This window comes from Gammaproteobacteria bacterium (genome assembly GCA_024235095.1).
In the GTDB taxonomy this organism is placed as follows: Bacteria; Pseudomonadota; Gammaproteobacteria; order Competibacterales; family Competibacteraceae; genus UBA2383.
In genome coordinates, this window is record JACKNC010000003.1 from 192,541 (window position 1) to 217,828 (window position 25,288).

Sequence of the window (25,288 nt, forward strand, 5' to 3'; positions counted from 1 at the left end):
GGACGTTTTTATTCATCTCCCAGCTCAGCAGCCAGCAGCGCCGATAAAGCGGCGGCATCCAGTCCAGCCAGATCCGCTTCGGTTTCGGGAGCAGGCGCGGTTGGGAACAGGTCAGTTAAAGCGCCCTTCGCCAGGAATGTAGCCAGCGCACCGACGCTCGGCTGATCGAACAATAAAGTCGCCGTCAACTTGACGCCGACCTGCGCGGCCAGCGCGTTGCGCATTTCCACCGCCATCAACGAGTCGAGGCCCAGATCGCGCAGCGGACGTTCATCCGTAATGGTATTCGCATCGTCCAGGCGCATGATTCGGGCGGCTTGCGCACGAATCGCATCCAGCAAAACCTCCATCCGGTGCGACAGGGGCGTAGCAGCCAGCTGCTCGTGCAAAGTAGCTGATTCCTGGAGAGTGAAGGGGCCTGTCTCCTCTCGCCCGGTGGGAGAAGGGCTGGGTGTGAAGATTGGCGCTCCACCCAACGGAAAGCGTTGGCGATAAACCACCCAGTCAGCGTCCACAATCGCAATTTGCGTCGCTTTCTGGCTCATCACCCAGGCGAGCGCCGCCAACGCTTGATCGGGCGCCATGTGGATTAATCCGGTGCGTTCCACACGCGCTTCCAGATCATCGCGCACCGCCGCCCCCACTTCCGCCCAAGCGCCCCAGTCAATCGCCAGCGCAGGTAAATGAGCCGAACGCCGTGCATGAGCCAGTGCGTCAACGAAGCTATTGGCGGCGGCGTGATTGCTTTGTCCAGCGGGTCCCAGCAATCCGGCGGCAGATGAGAACAATACGAAATGCTCCAGATCAAGATGAGCGGTCAGTTCATGCAAATGCCAGGAGCCGAACACTTTGGCCGCCAGCACCCGCTCGAACTTCTCCCAGCTTTGGCCGGCTAGATTGGCGTCGGCCAGCGCCCCGGCGGCATGAATCACGCCTTTCAACGGAGCCGTCTCTTGCGCAGTAGCGATCAGCGCCTGAACCTGAGAACGATCCGCCACGTTACAGCGGACAGGAATGATGTTGACGCCCTGACCACGCAAGGCGTCCAGTACGGTTTCGGCTTCCGGCGCAGGCGGGTTGCGACCGGCGAGGATCAGCGTCTGTGCTCCTCGTTCGACCAGCCAAGCCGCAACTTTAAGACCCAGTCCGCCAAAAGCGCCGGTGACCAGATAACTGGCGGCGGGATCGAAACGCAACGGCGGAGCGAGCATGGCTGGACGACCGATCAATTGCGGTTTCCGGCGGATGCCGCCGCGCCAGGCAATTTCGCGTTCACGCTCGAGGGTCAATTCACTGGCCAGCGCAGCGGTTTGATCGGTCACAGAACCGGCGGAATCAAGATCAATCAGGCGGGTATGGAATTCAGGCCGCTCGCTCATCAATGCGCGACCAAAGCCCAGCAAGGTCGCTTGCGCTACATGGACCGCGTCACCTACCGCCTGAGCGCCCATAGTAACTAAGGTCAATCGTAGTGACTCGGTCCGATTGATCAGCGTTTGGGTCAGCGCCAGCGCTGGAGCCAACACGGCGTTCTGCTGCAAGGGATCAGTGGCGGCGACCGCGCCCAGATAGACCACGTCGCTGATATTCGCCAATAACTCATCGGGTTGTTCTGGAAGCGCTTCAATACACGCACATGAATCTCCAGTCGCCGTCAGCGCTTGAAACAGCGGCGCAGTCAGCTCGTCCGGGCTGCCGACCAGCAACCAATGGCGTTGTACCTTGCGCTGCGCCAGAATCACGCATTGCTGCGACAGGCCACCCTGATCCGGCTCGCCCGGCGTGAGAATGGAAACTTTTTCAAACCCACAGCGCGGCAGCAGTTCCCGCCACTGGTGTTGATACAACAGGGCATAGTCGCGCAATGCCGTGTCGGTAAAATTCCACATGCCGTCAGTCAGGCCAAAAGTCAAATCTCCCCAGTTTAGGCGTCCGGTATTTTCGATCAGCAACAGCAGGCCACCGGGCGCCAGCAATTCATGGACATGGTTCAGGGTGCGCGCCAGATCGGGCGTCGCGTGCAATACATTGGCGGCGACCACCACATCCCAGACACCAGCGGCGATTCCCTGTCCTTCCGGTGGACGAGCGATATCGAGTACGGCGTAATCCAGACCGGCTCCGGCAAATTTGTCCTGCGCCCGAGCGACCAGTCCCGCGCCTAAATCGGTGAACAGGTAACGACTACCTGGAGGCAGATGTGGTAACAGATGCGCAGTTGTCGCCCCGGAACCGCCGCCGATTTCCAGAAAAGTCAGAGGCCGGGCGCGTGGTAAGCGAGCGATCGCCAAGCCAGCCAGGCGCTGCACGGCCTGTGAAAATGGAGAGTGCTCGTACAGCCGCTCGGCCAAGCGAATATCGCCGCCGGGGAACAACAATTCCAGCGGATCGACTCGTCCGGTCAGCACTTGACTCAACTGCCCGCCGCAACGACGCAGCAAGGTGAATTCCGCTTCCGCTTCAGGGTAGCGTGCTAATGCCTCGGCGGCGCGAGCATCCAGATCGCCGGTATCCGGCAGTTCACGCAGACCCGCCGCCTTCATCACCGTGACCAACCGGTCGCGTAATCGGCGGAAGGGCGGCGCAATTTCGACCTTGGCGGCGGCGTCCACATCGGTACAGCCCAGCGTGCGGAAAGCAGCGACCGTATAGTCGAGACTCAATCGGTCAGCCGTTGCGCCGGTTGCTGCGAACGGCTGCAAAGCGACCTGTTCTCGTTTGACGTCGGGAGTGAGGCTATCAGCGATAACCGAGGGATCCGACAGGGGTTCGGGGTTCGGCAGGGTGAGCCAGTCGATGCTATAGAGCCATTGTTGCCATGGGGAAATCCCCCCCAACCCCCCTTTTTCAAAGGGGGGAGTAATGCCTCTCTTTTCAAAGGGGGGAGTAACGCCCGTTCTAACCCCCCTTTGAAAAAGGGGGGTGGCGAAGCCGGGGGGATTTTGAGATCGCTGGGCGTTGCGTAACAGCCCTTCATTCGTTTCCCGCAGTACGGTTTCCTGCTCATGTGGCGCAGGTTGCGCGGTCAACAGCAGGTAGCGCATGAGGTCAGCGCGCAAGGCTCTGCCGATGTTAGCGTTCGACAGCAGGTGTCGACAGGTCAGTTCGCTTAAACCAAAACGGGCGGCCAGTGCGGCGACGTTCGTTTCGATGTTTGGATCTTCGAGCCAGTTGGCGATTTCAAGGCTGGTGTCCACCGCTCGGGTGAGCCGCAAGCGCCGGTTGCTGAACAATGCCGCCCACTGGGGAAAGTCTGGCGTGAAAGAGTGCGTTTCTGGGTTAGCGATAGGATCAGCGGTTGCTACAAAGTCGGCGATGACCAGTAGCCCGCCCGGCGCCAGATGAGCGGCGATATTGTCGAACAGAGCCTCTTTGTCAGCGATCAGGCCGGTGACCTCGAAGCCGAAGATCAGATCGAATACCCCAGGAAAAGGAACGGCGCTGGAGTCGGCGCGGTGGACTTGAACCCGGTTTTGCAAACCCAGCCGGGCGATGCGCTTAGCTCCAACATCGACCTGTCCGGCAGACAGCGTATAGCCCCACAGTTCAAGATGTGGATGATGCAGGGCCAGGCTGCATAAATCCGCCGCGTGACCACAGCCATAATCGAACACGCGCTTCATGCGGGAAAAGTCGATGCCTGTGAATAGACTGTCCTTGAGTTCCCGCTGACTGGCGCGGAACAGCGTGTGAGCGTCCGGATTTTCGTTCTTCTCGAACAGCGCTCGAACCCAGGAGAAACCGGGCAAGGGTTCCGGCAGGAAGCCGAAGGTTAGATGCGCTTCTGCATCCAAATCCGCAGTGCTGTCTGTTTCGTAAGTGCATGAAACAACCGTTAATTCGTCGTAGAAATCGTAGACCAGGGCTGAACCTTGCGACGTGGAGCTGGCTTCTAGCCGGTTTAATGGACCAGAAACCTTAACCCTTTGCTGTGGCGTATCCAGCCAATAGCGCCGATGCTGAAAAGGATAGGTTGGCGCGGTTGCCCAACCTGGCTGGGTTTCAGCGAACACGCCCGTCCAATCGACCGCTGCGCCAGTGCAATAAACCCCCGCCAAGGTCTCGGCAAGACAGACATCATCTGCAACCCCACGCCGCAGCGAGGTTAGCCAATGACCATCGTCCAACGCTGCTTTACCCAATGCGGTCAATACCGCTTGTGGCCCGATTTCCAGAAAAGCGTCGCAACCCAGGGCTTTCAAGGTTTCAAGACCCTGCATGAAACGCACGGGTTGACGCGCGTGTTCACGCCAGTAACCCGCGTCAAAGATCTCACGCGGCGTTCCCGTCAGGTTGGAAACCAGCGGCAGGTGAGCGCGGCGCACGCCATACCGGCGGGCCGCCTGTTCCAGTCCCGGCAGCGCGGGTTCCAGCAATGCAGAATGAAAGGCGTGGGAAACCGCTAAGGGGCGACTGTCGATATTGTGTTCGTCTAACTGTCTGGCCAGTCGGTCGAGCGCCGCCAGATCACCGGACACAACGGTATTAGCGGGACCGTTGAATCCTGCCAGATCGAGAACGCCATCTGTGACCGACAGCAGAGATTCTACCGCTTGAACCGGCGCAAAGACCGCCAACATGCCGCCGCCCGCTGGCAACGATTGCATCAACCGCCCCCGTTCCGCGATCAGGGCCAACACTTCTTCCGGGGTAAACACGCCCGCTACGACGGCGGCGGCATATTCACCGACGCTATGGCCCATGACCGCAACCGGAGTGATGCCCCAGGAACGCCAAAGATCCACCAAGGCCAGTTCCACGGCCACCACCAGCGGTTGGGCAAGACCGGTGGCGTCAATCGACGCATCGCCAAACAGCAGATCAAGCGCCGAACCGCCCAGCAGGTCGTCAAGAATGCGGGCATAGCGGTCCAGCGCGGCGCGGAAGACCGGGAAACATTCATAAGCACGACGCGCCATACCGGGATATTGCGATCCCTGACCGGTGAACAGGAAGGCGATGCGCGGCGCCCTTTGCACCTCAACCGGGGTAGCGCGGCGCAATGCAGCAGCAGCGGAGCGCGCATCGGATGCCGTAACCGCCAGGCGATGCGCGAAGTGGTTTCGGCCCGCGCCAGCGGTGTGAGCAATCGCGGGGAATGGTTCAGAAGTTTCCTTCAGCCAGTCCGCCCAACGCGCGGCAAGTTCGGCCAGCGCCTGTGGATCGCACGCCGAGAGCGGCAAAACTTGAACAGGCAAAGGTTCCCCTTGTGGGGGAGAGTCGGGGTGGGGGGTGAGAGGCGGCGCTTCCAACACCAGATGCGCATTCGCGCCGCCAAAGCCAAAAGCGCTGACTCCGGCAATCCGTCGCCCATCCACGCCTTCCCAGGTCATTGGTTGTGTGGGAATCACCAGATGCGCGGGTTTCGGGTCGATCTCCGGGTTTAGCACCGTAAAGTTCAGATGCGGTGGAATCACGCCGCGCTCAACGCACAACACCGCTTTGATTAATCCAGCGACGCCCGCAGCGGCTTCCAGATGACCAAGGTTGGTTTTGACTGAACCCACGATCAGCGGCGTATCCCGTTCTGCGCCCAGTACGGCGGATAGCGCTTCGATTTCAATAGGGTCGCCCAACCGGGTGCCGGTGCCGTGGGCTTCCACGTAGGACACCTGACGCGGCGCAATGCCAGCGCGCTCCAGTGCGGCGCGGACGACTGCTTCCTGGGCTGGACCGTTGGGCGCGGTCAGGCTGTTGGACCGGCCATCCTGATTAACCGCTGAACCGTGGATGACCGCCAGGATGCGGTTGCCATCCGCCAACGCATCCGGCAGGCGCTTCAGCAGGACCAGACCGCATCCCTCGCCATGACCAAAGCCGTCGGCGGCAGCATCGAACGCCTTGCAGCGACCATCGGGCGCAGTCGCGCCGAGTTTGGTGCTGGCCACCAGCGCCTCGGGCGCTAACAGCAAATGAACACCACCTGCCAGGGCCAGCGCGCACTCACCGGTTTGCAGACTGCGCACCGCCAGATGCACTGCGACCAGCGACGAAGAGCAGGCAGTGTCAACGGCCAGACTCGGCCCTTTCAAATCCAGCAAATAGGACAGGCGACCTGCAGCGATGCTGGTGTGATTGCCCGAAGCCGACCAGCCGTCGATAATTTCGGGAGCAGGCGAGCCGCGCCCGGTCAGCGCGTAGTTATTGTTGTACAGCCCGATAAAAACGCCACAATTCGCGCCTTTCAACCGATCAGGAGCGAGCGCCGCGTTCTCCAACGTCTCCCAGGCAACTTCCAGCAACAGGCGTTGTTGCGGGTCCATGCTGGTGGCTTCGCGCGGGGCGATGCCGAAAAAACCGGCGTCAAACCGGTCAATCCCTCCGGTGAGAAATCCGGCGCGCTGCATATTCATCTTGCCGGGCGCATCACGGTCGGGATCGTACCAGTCCGCGCTATTCCAGCGATCCGGCGGCGTTTCGACAATGCCGGAGCGGCCTTCTATCAACAAGCGCCAAAACGCCTCAGGTCCATTGACTCGTCCATTAACTCCCCCTGGAAACCGGCAACCGAGGCCAATCACGGCAATCGGCGTCGGAGCCTCGGCGCGAGCCAGGCGCGTTTTTAGATCCTCAATAGTCAGAATGGCGCGTTTGAGCGGACTTAATTCATCAACGTCAGAAGAGGTGGTCATCGGCGAGATTTCGACTCAAGTTCGGCCAACAGGCTAGTTAAATGGCTTTCCGCCTCTGATTCGGTCATGCGCTCGATCCGGGCGCGGTTCGCGGCAGGCGCTGGAGAAGCCGTGATCGAGCGTGCAGTGAGGAAGCGGACGATGGCGGCCACCGAGGGATGGTTAAAGGCGAGCGTGGCCGGAACGGGGGTGCCCAGTCGCCCGGACAATCGGTTGCGTAAGGTAATCGCCGCCAGCGAGTTCAGGCCCAGTTCGCCAAAAGGCCGATCCAGTGCCGGGTCCGTCACAGTCAGGCCCAACACCTCGGCTACAGACTCACGCACCAGGGTTTCCAGTGAGTGGCGAGTGGCGAGTGGCGAGTGGCGAGTGGCGTCGGTTGCTGGAACCAGCTCCGCATAGAGTTCCGCGCCGGAACCTTCTTCTTGCGCCCAATGGGCCAACCGGGACCAGTCAGCCCGCGCTGCTATGGCTTCGCTCACTTCCGGCGCGGACAGCAACGCTTCCAAAGCAGCGAGGCCGGTTGTCGGAGAAAAAGGCATCAGACCGTGGGCTTGCCATTGAGCGGCCAATTCCTCACCTGCCGTTGCCGTCATGCCGGAACCTTCCCAAGTGCCCCACTGGATGCTCAAAGCAGGCAAATCCTGACGCCGTCGCCAGCGGGCCAAGGCGTCCAGCGCAGCGTTGGCTGCGGCATAAGCGCCGGTTCCCGCCAAACCGCATAGGGCGGTAATAGAAGAAAACAGGACGAAAACATCAAGCGGTCGATCTTTAGTCGCCTGATGCAATACCAGCGCGCCTTCCGCCTTAGCGCGCAACGCCTGAGCAAATCCCGGCCAGTCCTGACGGAACAGCAATTGATCGGCAGTCACACCGGCAACATGGAATACACCGGCCAGCGGCAGACCTTCGGCATCCAGATCAGCAAGCATCTTCACCAGGGCATCGGCGTTTGCCACGTCCGCCGCCACGGTTCTAATTTGCGCCCCTTGCGCTTCCCAGGCAGCGCGTTCCGGGCATTCGCGAACAGTGCGGCCCATCAGCGACAAATGCCGTGCGCCATGCGCGATTAGCCATCCCGCCACTTGTCGTCCAATGCCGCCCATGCCGCCGGTGATCAGATAAACGGCGTCAGGCCGGGCTACAAACGGGCTGCACTTGACCGTTAAGAGTTTCAGACGCGGGATTAGCCGCCCGTTTGGCGTATGACGCACCCATTCTTCGTGATCCTCGGACGCCAGTTCTGCCGCGAGAACCGCCGCTGGATCGGCCAGCCGTGGATCGAGATCAATCCGCCGGCAATTCAATTCGGGATGCTCTAGCGCAATGGTTCGGCCCAGCGCCAGTGCCATAGCTGGGGTCAGTCCATCATCCCAGCCGCCTTCGGTGACGATTCGCAACTGTCGGGTTTTCTGCTCCGCCACGCTTTGAACCAGGCGCAACAAACCACCCAACATCTGGGCTTCCCGCTCGCGCAACGTCGTCAAGTCTGGCTCTGGCCCACCGCCCACCAGATAAAGCAGCCGCGCTTCAGGATCGTCCGATAGCTGTTCTGTTGTAGCAATCGTTGCGGTGAATCCGGCCTGGGTCAGTCCTGGCGCCAGCCGGCGGGCCAATGCTTCATCACCCAATAACAGCAAGCGTCCAGAGGCGCGGCGCAGCTCACCTATTGGAGCAGGACGCCAATCCAGTTGATGAAGTAAATCATCTCCCCCCTTTAACAAAGGGGGGTGGGGGGGGATTTTGGCCTTTTCCAAAGGGGGGAGTTGGCCGCTTCGGTCGTCATCCGGCCAAAAGCGGCGGCGCTGAAAGGGCGGTGACAGAGGACGCGATTTGCGCACAGATCGTATTGAACTCCCCTCTCCCTTTGAGGGAGAGGGGTTGGGGGTGAGGGGGGCAACAATCAGATGCGCGCTGGCCCCGCTCATGCCAAAGGCGCTGACGCCGGCGAATGCAGTATCTTCCGGCCAAGGCGTTGGCGTTGTCACCAGTTCCAATTGCAATTCAATGGGATCGATATCCGGATTCAGCCGTTCCACATGCAAAGTCGGCGGAATGCGGCGGCGCTGCATCGCCAGAATGACTTTGATCAGTCCAGCCATCCCCGAGGCTGCCTCCAGGTGACCGAGATTGGGTTTAACCGCGCCGATGCGCAAGGGATGGGCGCGCTGGACGCCATAGACTGCGCCTAAAGCCTGCGCTTCAATCGCATCACCCAAGCGGGTGCCAGTCGCATGGGCTTCCACATAGCCGACCGCCGCCGGTTCAATCCCGGCTTCCGCCAGCGCCTGACGCAGCACCGCTTCCTGTGCGGGACCGTGTGGAGCGCTTAACCCATTGCCGTGTCCATCTTGACCGATGGCGCTTCCCGGAATCACGGCCCACGGTTCATCATCTGCCGCTACCACATCGGAAAGTCGTTTCAACACCAGAACCCCGCCGCCTTCGCCGCGCACGAAACCATCGGCCCCAGCGTCAAAGGAACGGCAACGACCGGTAGCGGAGAACAATCCGCTTTGTTGCACGGCCAGCGACACCAGCGGCGACAGCACCAAATTAACCGCCGCAACCAAAGCGGTGTCGCATTCCCGTCGGCGCAGCGCCTGGCAAGCGAGATGCATGGCGGTTAAAGCGGATGCGCAGGCAGCGTCCACCACCAGGCTCGGTCCGCGCAGATCCAGCAAGTAGGAGAGACGCCCCGGCATCAAACTGTGGAAACTGCCGCTAATGACCTGCCCGTTGAGCCGTTGGGGATCGTTCAGCAACCACCAGGCGTAGTCGCTATTTTGCGCGCCCAGGGCCAGATAGACGCCGGTACGGGTTCCCGCCAGCGTCTCTTTGGTCAGACCGGCATCGGCCAGCGCTTCCCAAGCCAATTCCAGCAACAGCCGTTGATGAGGGTCCATGGCCAGTGCTTCGGCATCGGACAAACCGAAGCGTTCGGCATCGAAATCGGCAATATCGGCAAAAAACCCGCCTCGTCGAATTTCATCCGAGGCAACGGCGGCAAAAGGCGCAGCGCGTTCCGTTGGCGCGTCGCATACAGCATCCCCGCCCTTTTCCAGAAAATCGGCAAACGCTTCGGGGCCTTCCGAACCGGGAAAACGGCAACTCAAACCGACGATGGCAATCGGCTCGCGCACGGCGTGCTCAACCGCTTGCAAACGCGCCTGCATTCGCTCCAGAGCGTTTAGCGCGCGACGCAGGGCTTCAGTTTCGGCAGTCGGGCGGTTCGTCACCGATTCTGCTCCAGCATCCGGTCAATGCTTGCCAATTTGTCCTCCAGTTGATTCAACAAATCGTCGGCACCCTCCTCCAATTCTTCTGCTGCTTGTGGGTGAGCAGCGTTAATCGTTACATCGGCTTCTGGCGGCGGCGCAGTTGGTGTGATGCGGGTTAACAAATGCGCTGCGAGCGCGTCGAGGGTTGGATAATTGTAGACCAGCGTTCCCGGTAAGCGGATGCCCAACGCGGTGCTGAGCGTTGCAGCTAACTCGGTAGCCATCAATGAATCCAGCCCCTGTTCGCTGAATGGACGGTCGGATTCAATCGCGGCGGATTCCGCATGACCGAGGACGCGCGCCACAGTGTCCTGAATCAACGCTCGCAATGTTTCAGGAGTAAGGGGTAATTGACTCTCTCCCGATGTCCGAAGCTTGGAGTCTGATTCTTCAATAGCGGACAGCCACGGCGGCGGATCACCCATTTGGACAAGGTAACGACGCCAGTCGATGTCCAGGGCGATGGGGTCGCTATCGCCGCTCATCAAATCGTCGAACAGCGCCAGACCCGCAGCTTCTGTCAACGGTTGCACACCCCAGGAACGCCAGACGGCTTCGGCGCGCTGGCCCATGCTGTGACCGATGCCCATCGCCCACGGCCCCCAGTGAATCGACGTTGCGGGCAGACCCAGCGCTCGGCGTTGCCGCGCGAGATGATCCAGCGCGGCATTGGCGGCGGCATACGCTCCCTGTCGCGCCGAGGGCAATACCGACACCACCGAGGAGAACAGAGCGAAGATGCGCACCGGAAACCCGCGACTGAGCCGGTCGAGCAATCGCGCGCCTTCAACCTTGGGCCGGAAAACCTGCGCGAAGCGTTCGGCATTGAGTTCAGCGAGCGGCGCATCGTCGGTGATCGCCGCAGTATGCACGATGCCGGTCAGCGGCGGCCACTCAGCGCGCACCTGAGCGAAGAGCGCGGTCATGGCCGATTCATCCGTGATATCGAGAACTGCGGGCAGCGCTTCAACACCCTGCGCGTTCAACGCGGCTAACCGTTCAGAGGGCGGCGCAACACGATCCAGCAAGACCAGGTGGCGAGCGCCACGCGCGGCGAGATGCTGCGCTAACACCACGCCAATCGCTCCGCTGGCCCCGGTGACGAGCCAGGTTCCAGTTAATGCTAATGGTGGTTCTTCGGCCAGTCTCAGACATACGCGGCCTGGCGTGCGGCCCTGAATCTGACGGTGGAAGAGTTGAGGTAACTGTTCAGTCTCCCCCTTTTTCAAAGGGGGGAACTGAACGCTCTTATTCCAGGATACAGTTTCATGCGGCAACGGCGGCAATCGACCATCGTCCAACGCTTCAGTGACTGCATCAAACAACCGGGCAAAAGCGTCCGGTTCCTGCGTAGCCAGATGATCCAGATCAATTTCACCCGGCTCCCCGCGCCGGGTCAGGTCGATCAAACGCCCACTATCGGCCAGCGACTCCCGCGCCGCCAGAGCCAGGACGTCAAAAGCGCCAATGGCGACATCCACGCCCCGCCCCTCGGTCGCCTGTCGAGCAGCAGCAGCAAAAGCACCATCCCGTGAACTGCCGATAATCGGAATACCCAACGCAACCAGGTTAGCCTGCTTGGCCGGACTGGCGGTCGCCAGCACTCGTGCGCCGATCAGACGCGCAATGGCGATGGCCGCCAAGCCTACGCCGCTGCCGGCAGCATGGACGAGGACCGTTTCGCCGGCTTTCAGTTGCGCCCGTTCGATCAAGCCATGCCAGGCAGTGAGGTAGGCAACGGGAACCGCAGCCGCAGCGGTGAAAGATAACGGTGCGGGTTTGGGTCGCGTCAGGCGGGCTGGCAACGTCACATGCGTAGCAAGCGAGCCTTGCCCGTTCGGGACGTAGGCGATCACTGGATCGCCGGGCGCGAAATCAGCGACTTCCGGCCCCACCGTGGCAATCCGGCCCGCGCAATCCGCGCCCAGCCCTGGCGTCGCTGGGAACCGGTCGTGGATGACCAGTAGATCGCGGAAATTGGGCGCAGCGGCAATTACGGCGATTTCGACTTCACCAGGACCAGGGGCGCGGCGCTCCAGGGGAACAGCCCTCACCCCCAACCCCTCTCCCTCCGGGCGAGGGGAGTAAATGAGGCGCATTGGCGCGGTGGGCGATTCCAGCGGCTGACGCGGTTGCAGCCGCGTTGCGAAGCGTTGGCCATTGCGCCAGGCGCTGGCGGTTTCCGAGCCATTGTCAGCCAGTTCCGCCAGCAACGCCGGTAACAGATCCATCGTAGGATCGAGATCAACATTGCGCACAACAAGATCGGCCCGCTCCGCCCGCACGGCCTGAGCCAATCCCCAAAGACCCGCGCCGCCTTTAGCGACTGCTTGCACATCAGCGCCCGGTGTCCAGACGCCGCGAGTGATGAGAAATAGCCGGGCTGCGGACGGGCGAGAATGCATGGCGGTCAGCACATGGGCCAGCGCCGCCGGCTCAATCGCTGGATCGGTTTCCATCAGCAGCGCCGTGACAGTTCCAGATGCGCCGAACCGTTCGGGACGATCCGTCATCAGGCGTGTCGCCAAAGTTTCAGTTTCTGAACCCGTAGCCAGCAGACGACACGTTGCCGGTGTGGATTCAGTCGTGGGCGTCGGCTCCCAAACCAGCTCGCCGATCCAGGGCAAAGCCGGGTGTGGTTGCTCCGCTGGCGATGAACGCACATGGGTATTGAACGGCAGCGCCGCCGGATCAATGCGCGCCAGGATTGCTCCCTCGATACGCGCCAGCGTCTCGCCATCATCGGCGCACAACGTAATGTCCGCATCCAACCGGCTGCCATCGGCGCTGGCGGAAGCTGTGGCGCGAATCCAGGCTCCTGGCCGGTAAGCCGATACAGTACGAGTGAATCGCCGCCAACCGATGAGCATATAAGCGCCCGTCCGCTCGGGACAGGCCGCGATGGGTAACTGAACACCGGCTTCAATCAAGGCGGCGGGCAACCCGAAGGCCAAAGGTTCATCCACCGCTGGCGCGGACAATTGCGCCAAAGCTTCGCCGGGTTGACGCCAAAGCCGCTCGATGCGGCGCAGGTTCGAGCCTAGTGGGAAACCACGCGCCTCCAGGTCAGCATAAAAATCTTGTTGGGCCGCCGCTTGGCCACAACGGTTTCTCACAGATTCAAGATCGATTGCCGGGATTTGCGATGACGAACCCACCATCACACTCGCCTGAAAATGCTCGACCCAACCGCCTTCCCCGGAACGCGCAAACAGCGTCACGCAGCCCTCCGGCTCCCGAACAATTTGCAGATCGTGCGGCGCATCCAGCGTCAAGGCGCGTGGGAATGCCGCGTCGTCGATTTGAACGGGACCGGCATTCGCCTGATTCAACGCCGCAGCGAGAAAAGCCAGATGCAGACCCACATGAACTAAATGACCGCTATCGGCCAGGCCCGGTACATCCTCCGGCCTCAACCGGTCGCTGTAGATCGTTCCGTTGAAGGCCGGGGAATCCAGGCGGGCGCCAAACCAGCGTGTTCGAGGCGAAACAGCGTGATCGGGGATTTTCTCCAGCCAATGCCGGGTGCGACGGAAAGGATAGGGCGGCAAGGGCGCGCTCTCACGCGGCGTGATGCGCAGCGCCCGACGCCAATGGATCGGTGCGCCCAGTCGCCAGGCAGTTCCCGCTGCTTCCAGCAAAGTGCGCTGTTCGTCTTCGCCCCGGCGCAGGCTGGGCATCCATGCGCCATCTTCACGACAGGCGCGGCCCAGACCACACAGCACCGGTTGTGGCCCGATCTCAATAAAAGTATCGCAACCCAGTTCGGCAAGAGTAGCCATGCCCTCCGCAAAAGCGACGGCGTTACGCGCCTGAGCGCGCCAATAAGCCGCATCGAACCGAGTGCGCGCCTGACCGTCCAGATTGGCGGTCACCGGAATACGGGCCGGTTCAAACCTGATTCGGCCCGCTGTTTGTTCCAGATCATCGAGCATGGGATCGAGGCGCGGCGAGTGAAAAGCATGACTGACCATCAATGGCCGGCTTTCCACGCCGTGCGCCGTCAGTTCGGCCAGCACGGCCTCCAGAACGGTCTCGTCGCCGGATAACACGAGGTTCGTCGGCCCATTACGCGCTGCAACGACCACTCTGCCCTCCGCCTTAGCCAGTGCCTGAGTAATGTCCGTTTCCGGGGCCAGCACCGCCGCCATTGCGCCGCCAGCGGGTAAAGCTCCCATCAGGCGACCGCGTTCAATGATCAGCGTCATTGCGTCTTCCAGCGTCATCGCGCCCGCCACACAAGCAGCGGTGATTTCACCCACGCTGTGACCTAGAACCGCTATTGGCTCCACGCCCCAATGCCGCCACAATTCCGCCAGGGCGTAGCCCAGGGCGAACAGCGCCGGTTGAACATGTTCGGTGGCGACCAGTGGCCGGTTTGCATCAAATAATAAGGACGGCAACGGCCTAGCCAGGCGACCTCGTGCGATTTCAGCGCAACGATCCAGCGCCTCCCGGAACACCGGCTCCCGCTCGTAAAGAATTCGCCCCATGCCGGGATATTGCGACCCCTGACCGGTGAACAGGAAGGCAATGCGCGGTTGTCCGGCCCGACTGCGCGGCGCCGTGGCCAGCTTGCGCCGCAACTCATCGGAATCCGTTGCAACAACGGTCAGTCGATGTGGCAAACCATCGCGAGTCAGCACGGCCTCCTGACAGGCTTGCCGCCAATCCGGCGCAGCCAGAACATCCTTAGCCAACCGATCCAAATCGCTCGCACGCCGGGCTGAAAGGATCAACAGACGACTTCCATCGCTCTCTGGAACAGGGGCCAGGGGTGAAGGGGGAGCCTCCACGATTAAATGCACATTCGTTCCGCTTGCCCCGAAAGCGCTTAAACCCGCTAATCGGCGACCCTTGATCGGCTCCCACGGCGCACCCTCAGCAGCGACTGTCACTCGCTCGGTGGATACCTGAATGTGCGGATTCAGTCGCTTGAAGTTCAAATGTGGCGGGATGCATTCAAGATGCAGGCTGGCGATCAGTTTCAGTAGTCCGGCAATGCCTGCCGCCGCTTCGGCATGGCCGATCAGCGTTTTGATCGAACCGACCCACAGCGGACGGGCGCGCCCACCGCCATAAACCGCGTCAAGCGCATGTAGTTCCACCGGATCGCCCAGCGACGTACCGGTCCCATGCGCCTCGACATAAGACACACAGACTGGATCTATGTGAGCCTGAGCCAACGCGGCGCGCATCACCGCTTTCTGAGCCGCGCCGTTGGGTACGGTGAAACCGCTGGAAGTGCCGTCATGATTTGCCGCCGTTCCACGAATCACGGCGAACACCCGGTCGCCGTCGGCCTCGGCCTGGGCAAGCGGTTTGAGAACGACCAGTCCGCAACCTTCCGCCCGCACGTAGCCATCTGCTGCTGCGTCAAAAGTCTTGCAACGACCGTCCGCCGCCAACATCCGGGCCTGGATCAGCATTTCGGTGGTTTCCGGCATCAACATCAGGTTGACGCCGCCGGCCAGCGCTGTATCGCACTCGCCCGACCGCAGCGCCTGGCAGGCCAGATGCACCGCCATCGCCGAAGAGGAACAGGCGGTGTCGACCGCCAGACTGGGTCCGGTTAGTCCCAGGGTGTGGGAAATGCGTCCGGCGGCTACATTGAGGAACTGCCCGCCCACGGCATGAGCGTCCGGGCCGCCGTGCGCCGCCAGCGTCGCGTACTCCGTTCCGGTAATACCAACAAAGACGCCGGTGCGACTTCCCGCTAGCATCGGCGGCGACCAGCCCGCGTGTTGCAACGCCTCCCAGGCGACTTCCAACAACAGGCGATGCTGAGGGTCAATCCGCGCCGCTTCGCGCGGGCTGATGCCGAAGAAATCGGCGTCGAAACAGTCAATGCCGGTCAGAAACCCGCCCCGGCGGCGAGCCGGATCAGCAGGCAACGAGCCAACCCAGCGCTCCGCGGGTTGATCGCCCACCGCTTCAATTCCCGCCACAAGTAAACTTTCCAGACTCGCCAGATCGTGAACCCCGCCTGGCAGACGCAATCCCAGTCCGACAATGGCGATGGGTTCAATACAGCTTACATCTCCCCCCTTTGTAAAAGGGGGGTCGGGGGGGATTTCGTGCGGGCGCTGGGGCCAAAATCCCCCCTCACCCCCCTTTGTCAAAGGGGGGGACTGGATAGTAGGAGAAAGATTAAGGGAGGAGGGGGCCGAACCCGGCGCGAGACGCGCCGCCAGCGCCGCAATGGAAGGCGCTTCAAACAGGACGGATGCCGGCAACGTCACCCCAAACTCGGTTTCCAGTCGCCGCCGCAGATCGACGATGCCAAAACTGTCCAGACCCAGGGCAAAGAACCCGCGTTCAACATCAAGTTCTTCGGGTTGATCCACGCCGAGAATTTCCGCAACCCGCTCCCGCAATCGGGCTAATACCCACGGAAGCGTCAGCTTGCCGACCTCTGCGGACTTCTCTGCAACCGCAGGCGCAGCGGTGGATGCAGCAGCAGGAGTTGATCCCAGTCGCGCCAGCAGAGGACGGGGACGCTGACCTTCGTAAATGGGTTTGAAAACCGGCCAGCGCACTGCTGCAATTGTGGCTTGCGGTTGATCGATCGCTGCCAAACGGCGCATCGTGGCAAACGCCAGATTCGTCGGAATCGGGTCTAGCCCCATCCGGTCCAACAGCGCTGCGCCTTCCGCATCCAGCATCCCGCGCACGTCAAACCGGCCCCAATTGATGCTGAGCGCTGGCAATCCCTGCGCCCGACGCCAATGGGCGAAGCCATCCAGGGCGGCGTTCGCAGCGGCGTAAGCATCCAGACGCCGGTCACCCCACACCGCTGCTGCCGACGAGAACAGTACGAATTCTTCCACGGGCCAATTGCGCGACAGGTCATGCAAAACCTGAGCGCCCGCCAACTTCGGACGCAACACCGTGGCAAAGTCACCGTTCTTGACGCCCGCTGCGTGAAAGATGTAGGTGACCGGCGGCAGGTTTTTTTCAATGTGCGCCGCTATCTCAGCCATACGCCCGGTATCGGCCACATCGGCGGCGAATACCGCAACTGTGACGCCTCGGCTTTCCAGCCCTGCAATAATCTTTGCGGCTTCATCCTTTGGCGGGCGGCGACCGATCAACGCCAGATAGCGCGCTCCCGTTTCCGCCAGATAACCGGCCAGCGCCAGACCCAATCCGCCCAGTCCGCCGGTGATGAGACAGGTTCGGTCAGGGCGAATCGGACCCGATTCCGGCAAAGGCGCGGACCAGCGCGCCAAGCGTGGCGCATAAATCTGATAGACAGTTCCCCCCTTTGAAAAAGAGAGGTTAGAAATCTGAGATGCGGTTCCCCCCTTTGAAAAAGGGGGGTTAAGGGGGATTTTGCGCAGGACAACCTGATCTTCCCCTTGTGGATCGGCCAGGAAAGCCGCCAGCATCGCTCGATCCTGCGCCGGGTCGGCGGCTGGATCCAAATCGATCAATCCGCCCCAATATTCCGCATGACTCAACGCCAGGATGCGGCCCAATCCCCATAAGGCGGCGCCAGCGGGATGGGTGGTAGAAGCGGAGTCAATGCTCACCGCGCCGCGCGTGATCACCCAAACGGGCGCTTCAGCGGATTCAACGAATTGTTTAAGCGCCTCGCACAACGCTGGAATTGTGTCCGGTTGCGCGTCAAGTCCGGCCCACCAGAGTAGGCCCGCCGGGGTCGGTTCCAATAGGCTTTCCGGGTCAGCGGACAACCCCTCGCGGCCTTCCCATTCGATCCGGTAGACCCAGTCGGCGGATGGATCACGCGCGCCATCACGCTGACGACGGGTATCCATCCAGTCGAGCCAGTAGCGCTTACGGCGAAAAGGCGTCGTTGGGCGATTCAGTTCACTTAGAGGAGCAGGAAGCGGCGGCGCTTCGACAATAACATGCACATTGGTGCCACTGGCCCCAAACGAACTGACTCCGGCGATGCGTCGACCCTCGATCACTGGCCAGGGCGTCGTCACCGTCGGCACAACCAGCGGCAATCCGTCCAAACGAATATGCGGATTGAGCCGGTTAAAGTGCAAATTGGCGGGAATTTGTTCCATCGCCAGCGCCAAGACCGTTTTGATAAAGCCCGCAATGCCCGCCGCCGATTCCGCATGGCCGATATTGGTTTTCACCGAACCGACATACAACGGCGTCGTGCGGTTTTCCCCCAAAGCGGCTTCCAGCGCATGCGCTTCAATCGGATCGCCCAGCGCCGTGCCGGTGCCGTGGGCTTCCGCATAGCCGATTTGCGCTGGCTTCAAACCCGCGTCCGCCAGCGCCGCCCGAATCACCTGTTCCTGGGCGCGACCGTTGGGGACAGTAAAACCACTGGCCCGCCCGTCGTGATTGATCGCTGAACCGCGCACGACGGCCAGTATCGGATCATCGTCTGCCAGCGCTGCTGACAGTGGTTTCAAAACCACCACGCCGCAGCCTTCAGCACGCACAAAGCCATCGGCGCCCGCATCGAAAGTACGGCAACGACCGGTCGGCGACAACATGCCGGCGCGGGAGAGAATCACTGAGGTTTCGGGGGCCAACACCAGGTTCACTCCACCGGCCAGAGCAAGGCTGCATTCCCCGGAGCGCAGCGATTGACAGGCCAGATGCAAGGCGACCAGTGAGGACGAACAGGCGGTGTCCAGCGCAATCGCCGGGCCATTCAATCCCAGGGCGAAGGCAATGCGCCCCGCCGCCGTGTTATTGGGCTGACCGGTGATCGCCTGTGCTTCCAGATGTTCCGGCGGACCGCGCCGTGCCAGGGCCGCGTAATCGTTGCTGGTAATGCCGACGAAAACCCCGGTGCGCGTTCCGGTTAACCGTTCCTGACTCAATCCCGCCCGTTCCACCGCCTCATGGGCCACTTCCAGCAACAGGCGCTGCTGCGGGTCCATGTAAGCCGCTTCCTTGGGCGGGATGTTGAAAAAGGCGGCGTCAAACTGGTCGATGTCCTCCAGAAAACCGCCCCAGCGGCTGACCATAAAGCCAGGAGTATCCGCATTTTCAGAAAACCATTCGCGCCAGTCCCAGCGCATGGGCGGGACTTCAGTAACGGCATCGCGGCCTTCAAAGAGCAGCCGGGTAAACCCGTCGGGATCGACCACGCCACCGGGGAAACGGCAGCCAATGCCGATAACCGCGATGGATGCATCCACACGGCTGGAAATCGCCAGAGTCTCAGGAGGAGTCGGTGGCGCTGCTGAGGGCGCGAGCCAATCGGTGAGCGCAGCGACCGTTGGGTGGGAGAACAGCGCCGCTGCGGGAATGGATCGACCCAGGGCTTCCTCCAGGCGTCGGCGCAACCGCACCGCCATCAATGAATCCAGGCCCAACTCGAAAAATCCTCGGTCGGGGGCCACGGTTTTCGGATCGGCATGACCCAGGGTTTCCGCTACCAGCCGCCGCACTTGGTCAAATACGTCCTCCTTACTTTCTCCGACAAGAGGCGCAGGACGTGGAGTAACCAGAGCAGGGGTGATCTCAGCGCGCGGCAGTTCATCCAGCAGGGGGCGATGACCACGCGCTTCGTAAACTATGCGGAATCGCGGCCAATCCACCTTGGCGATGACGGCATGAGGCCGTTCGCCGCCGGTCAAGCGCCAGGCCAGATCAAAGGCCGATTTCGGCTCCATCGCTTCAAGGCCCATCTCGGCCAACGCTGCATCCTCGGCGATGGACAACAGACCGCGCTCGGTGAAGCGGCCCCAGGCGATACTCAGCGCCGGCAGTCCCCGACTTCGCCGTTCTGCAGCAAAGGCATCGAGCGCGGCGTTGGCGGCGGCGTAAGCTTCCTTCCCCTTCGCGCCCCAAACTCCGGCAGCAGATGAAAACAGCAGGAACAGTTCCGGCGCTGCTTCGGCGGTGACCTGATCGAGAATGCGTACGCCATCGAGCTTGACCGCCAAGGCTTCCGCCGGATCGTCTGTAGCGGTTCCGGCGGCATGGATAATCCCGGCCAGCGGCGGCGCTTGCCTGGCCAGCGACGCCATGACCTGGCGCATGGCGTCGAGATCGGCGATATCGGCGGCGAAGGTCCAGACCTGTACGCCAGCGGCCTTCAATGCCGCAATGGCGCTTGCCGCCTCGGCGGACGGGGGGCGACGCCCGACTAGCGCTAGATGTCGCACCCCGCGTTCAACCAGCCAGCGGGCAAAGCGCATTCCCAAAACACCGAGACCGCCGATCATCAGGTAAGTCGCATCAGCGCGCACCGGCAACCCGTTGTCTAGCGCCGTTAAAGAGCGAAGTCGTAGTCCTTGCGGTTCGGCGCTGCTAACGTCCAGTAATTCCTCATATTCAGTTCCCCCCTTTGTAAAAGAAGGGTTAGGGGGGATTGTGACCCCATCGTCGCTGCGAAATCCCCCCCCACCCCCCTTTACGAAAGGGGGGAGATGAGCACTGACCTCGGAATAAGCCAGTAACGCTTCGGCGATGCGCTCCGGATCAGCGCCGCGCAGCGTTCCACCCCAACGAGCTGGATCAGCTAAACCCGCTGCTAGCGCCCACCCACGCCGAACGGCTTGCAATACCGCATGATCGGCAACTGGCGTTTCCACCAACCGTAACCGACCCAACCGGGGATCCGCAAACAATGTCGCCAACCGGCGGCAAGCGGCAACCGGCGTTTCTTCGTCATCCAGAATCCAGGTTTCTCGCCATGAACCTTCGGCTGGAATCGACTCGGCGACTTCAATCGGCATTCCTGCTGCTTGTAACCGTTCCGCCAGTTCAGCAGCAAAGGAGGGATTGCCCAGCAACAAGCGCTGGCCCGGAACGACGCCGGCGCGAGCCAGAATCAGACTTTGCCGGTCGCCATCGGAAATAGCGGAAATGGCGTCAAATCCGGCTTTGGCCAACAATTCACGCCAGCGCTCCACCGGCAACAGCGCCGAAGCTTCGCGCAAGTCGCTATCCGCGAAACGCCACCAGCCCTCTAGCATCCCGAACACCAGATCGAGCCAACCAGGCGCTCCCGTTACTTCCACCAGAACCAGCCACCCTCCGTGGCGCAGCAAACCGCGAACATGAGCCAGCGTCGTCCGCAAATCGCGGGTCGCGTGCAGGACGTTGACCGCTAACGCTACGTCGAAAGCCGCCGTAACGCCCTGTTCAGCGGGCGGTCGCTCAATATCCAGCCGCGCCGTGGCAAAACCGGGATGCGCGCTGAATCGCTCCTGCGCCCGATCCAGAAAAGCGGGTGAGACATCCGTGAATAAATAGCGTCCGCTTTCCGGCAGGCTGGGCAATACGCGAACGGTCGCGCCGCCGGTGCCTGCACCGATTTCGATCACGGAGCTAATGCGCGGAGCGACTGTCGCAAACACCGTTTCCACCCAGCCGACCGTGACGCGGGCAAAGGGCGAGCGCTCGTAAACCGGTTGCACCCAGTCCATTGAGCCATCGGGAAACAACACATTCAGAGGATCAACGCGACCGGCCAGCACCTCGGACAACGCCTCGCCCGCCCGGCGAATCAAAGCCAGTTCATCCGCGCTCTCGGGATAGCGGGTTGCAATATCTTCAACCAGTGTCGTCGGTAACCGTTCAGTCCCCCCCTTTGCCAAAGGGGGGTTAGGGGGGATTTTGGCTCTGTCGCCTGTGTGCAATTCCCCCCGGCCCCCCTTTTTCAAAGGGGGGAGATGAACGCTTACGCTTGTGGCTTGGGTTGCCAATCCCCGAAGCGCGGCGAGTTGCCGGGAACGGAAAGCAGGTTCCACCGCCGGTTCAGGCACAGCGGCCAAGGCGTGCGCCGCATAAGCCACCGCCAGTTGATCGAGTAGCGCGGGTAAGGCAAGCCCCCTTTTCGCAGTAAAGACCGGAGCAGGCAGCGCCGCAACTATCTCACCCGGATCGGGCAGATCAACCCGGAACGGCGCAACCGGCGTCCAAGCTAACTCATAAAGCCAGGATGCAGCAGGCTTGGAAACCGGTGGCGTCGGCCAGTAACGCACCCGCTGAAAGGGGTAGGTGGGCAATAACACCCGGCGGCGCGGATACAGCCGGTCAAATGCGCGCCAGTCAATAGTCACCCCGGAAACATACAGATGGCCCAGGATTTCCAGCAGCACCCTCCATGCGTCCCCGTCGCCGAAGCGGATCATCAGCGCATCTGGTGCTGTCGACTCCAGCGCCAGTTCCGGTAAATCGCCCGCCAGCGTCAGCCGTAGCGCTTCTTCATCCGCCAGCCGCCCCGCCAGCGTCTCGGCAACCCAATGACCGATTCCTTCGCCCTGAATCTTCGCCGGACGGACTCCCCAAACGAACAGCAAGCGGCCCAGCGCCAGTTGCAGCCCGAATGCAAGAGCGCGTTCAGTCCCCTCCTTTAGCACTAGGGGCATTTTGCCAGTTCCCCCCTTTAACAAAGGGGGGTCAGGGGGGATTTTGTCAGGCGCAGGCTCCGCGAGTAAATCCGTCAGCAACCCGCCAGTCTGATCCAGAAAGATCGGGTCAAGCGCGCCGACCGCATCAGCAAAGACCGGTTGAGTGCGTTGCAATGCCTCCAGTCCGGTTAAATGGGGTAGATCGTTAGTGAACTGGAAAATGACCGGCGGTGTTTGACCAGGGCGAACATGACTCCGTTGAATAGATTGCCCCATCTCTGACCCATTGGCCAAAGCCGCCAGCCGTTCGCGCATCTCGTCAGCCGTCGCCGCAATCAGCGCCGCCCGCTCGCCGAATACTTCACGACCTGTATTAGCTGTATAGCTGGCGTCAGCCAATGCATCGGGCAGCGCCGCTGCATAACGCCGCGCCAGATCCTGCAAGCTCTCGGCATTCCGGGCGGATAACGTCAACAAGTGAAGCGGTCGATCTGGCGGCGCTTCCCCGGCAACCACGCCTATATTGTTCAAGCGTTCCAACAGATGGCGCAACGATACCGTGGCCGATTCGTCACGGATCAGGGTATACAGCGCCGGACCCGTTGCGCCCTTTGCCTCCAATCCCTGTTCCACCGCATGAGTCAGGATCGGATGGGGCGACAGTTCGACCAAGATTCCATCAGGCAGAGTAGCCACCGCCTGGGCGAAACACACCGGTTCGCGCAGATTGCGCCCCCAGTAATCGGCGTCGAAGGCGCGGCCAGGCAGGAGGGTGCCGGTCACCGTGGAGTAAACGGGAATGCGTTCGAAGCGTGGCCGTAATCCAGCCAGCGTCTCGACCAAACGCTGGCGCGGCGCTTCCATGGCCGGACTGTGATAGGCGATATTGACCCGGATGCGTTGACTGTTCACGCCCCGCTCCGCCCATGCGCCTATGACCGTTTCCACCGCAGCAGCCGGTCCTGAAATCGTAACCATCGCTGGCGCATTTGCGCCCGCCACCACCACTTCAGGGTACGTCGCCAACGCGGCTTGGGCTTCCTCCCAGGTCAGTTCGACTTGCGCCATTGCGCCCTGACCGGCGACTTCGGCTTGCAAGCGGCTGCGGTGAAACACCACGCGCGCCGCATCGTCCAAGCTCAACGCCCCGGCGGCACAGGCGGCAGCGACTTCACCCAGGCTGTGGCCCACTACCGCATCGGGCGCATAACCCCAGGATGCCAACAGTCGGGTCAGGCTGATCTGCACGGTGAACATCAGGCTCTGGGCAACCACTGTATCGCTCAGGCGCGACCCACCTGCATCCGCTATTAACTCATCCAGTACGCTCCAGGCATCGGTCAGGGCGCTAAAAGCAGCGTCGCACGCCTCCACGCTCGCGCGAAACGCCGGTTCGGTCGCCAGCAGATCGCGGCCCATGCCCAGCCACTGCGCGCCGTTACCGGAATAAACGAAAATCAGCGGGCGATTTCTTTGGGCGGGAGGATGAGAAGAGTGAACCAGCGACTCCGCCCGCCATTCTTCCAGAACCACATGGGCATTGGTTCCCCCAAAACCGAAGGAGCTAACCCCCGCCAGGCCCGGTCGGTTAACGGTCAGCCAAGGTTCCGGGGCTGTGGGAACTCGTAGATTAAGCTGGGCAAAGTCAATGTTCGGATTGGGCGAAAGAAAGTGCAGGCTGGGGGGAATCACTCGATGCTGCAAGGCCAGCGTGGCCTTGATCAAACCGGCGATCCCGGCGGCAGCTTCCAGGTGACCGATATTGGTCTTGGCCGAGCCGACGATCAGCGGTCGATCCGGGCCACGCGCCGCGCCCAGCACCGCACCGAGCGAGCCGGCTTCAATGGGATCGCCCAACAACGTACCGGTGCCGTGCGCTTCCACATAATCGACTTCCGCTGGAGCAATTTGGGCGCGGGCGTAGGCGTCGCGCAACACTGCGCGCTGGGCGTCTGGGCTAGGCGCAGTCAGACCGTTGGAAGGACCGTCATTATTAATCGCGCTGCCGCGCACCAACGCCAGCACCGGATCGCCGTCCGCCAGCGCCCGAGACAGCGGTTTGAGCAACGCGACGCCCGCGCCTTCGCCACGCACATAACCATTGGCCCGCGCATCGAAGGCTTTAGAGCGGCCATCCGGCGCCATCGCGCCAAACTTGGTCATCGCCACTGTACTGTCCGGCATCAGAATCAGGTTGACGCCGCCGGCCAACGCCAAGGTGCTTTCGCCTTCGCGCAGGCTCTGGCAGGCCAGATGCACGGCGACCAGCGACGAAGAACAGGCGGTGTTGACCGTCAGGCTGGGACCGGTCAAGCCCAGCAGATAACTGACTCGGTTGGCGATAATAGCGGTGTCGCGCCCGGTAGCGGAATGCTGGGCAATCGCTTCCAGCCCGGCAGCGAGTTGACCATATTCCGACCACATCGCGCCCATGAAGACGCCGGTGCGACTACCGGTCAGGCTTGAGGCGGGAATAGCGGCCCGCTCCAGCGCCTCCCAGACCAGCTCCAGCACCAAGCGTTGCTGCGGGTCGATCTCCAGCGCCTCGCGCGGCGAGATGCCGAAAAATTCAGTGTCAAACCCGTCGACCTGATCGAGAAACCCACCCCAGCGCGTCGCCATGCGACCCGGCGCATCGGGATCGGAGTCGTAAAGGGCGGCGACGTTCCAGCGGTTGTCCGGCATGGGACCGACTGCATCCACGCCATTCAACAGTAACCGCCAGAAAGCCTCTGGATCAGCCGCGCCGGGCAAGCGACAGGCGATGCCAATAATAGCGATGAGTTCCGTATCAGGCAGCCGGCGCATCGCTGTCGTTTCCTGCACGTCAGCGCTGCCAGTCAGGAAGCGAGCCAGTCGAGTTGCAGTCGGGTGATCCCAGACCAGTGTCGCGGGCAACGGACGATCCAGTTCCGCTGCGAAACGGGCGATCAGACCGACCGCCAGGCGCGAACTCAGTCCGTAACGACTGAATCGCTCATTGGGATCAATGCTGGCAGGGTCAATGCCCAGCGTTTCCGCCAGCATTTGAATGATGTGCGCGGTGGCGTCCTGATCGAAGTCAGCGGTCATATCC

General features: G+C 61.8%; 3 protein-coding genes. All 3 read right to left on the minus strand.

Features of this window, described 5'->3' with window-relative positions; translation table 11 throughout:
• Positions 1 to 8: 8 nt before the first annotated feature.
• Genes H6973_17800 through H6973_17810 form a run of 3 tightly spaced genes read right to left on the minus strand, consistent with a single transcriptional unit; the run spans position 9 to position 25,284 of the window.
• On the minus strand, positions 9 to 6,632 hold the full coding sequence (locus H6973_17800; protein ID MCP5127422.1) for an SDR family NAD(P)-dependent oxidoreductase: 6,624 nt from the start codon (positions 6,630 to 6,632) through the stop codon (positions 9 to 11).
• Positions 6,629 to 9,868, minus strand: a complete 3,240-nt coding sequence (locus tag H6973_17805) for an SDR family NAD(P)-dependent oxidoreductase (GenBank protein MCP5127423.1) — start codon at positions 9,866 to 9,868, stop codon at positions 6,629 to 6,631. The genes H6973_17800 and H6973_17805 overlap by 4 nt, the downstream gene beginning before the upstream one ends.
• Positions 9,865 to 25,284 carry an SDR family NAD(P)-dependent oxidoreductase gene (locus tag H6973_17810; protein MCP5127424.1) on the minus strand — a complete coding sequence of 5,140 codons (15,420 nt, stop codon included), beginning with the start codon at positions 25,282 to 25,284 and terminating at the stop codon, positions 9,865 to 9,867. The genes H6973_17805 and H6973_17810 overlap by 4 nt, the downstream gene beginning before the upstream one ends.
• Positions 25,285 to 25,288: the final 4 nt, after the last annotated feature.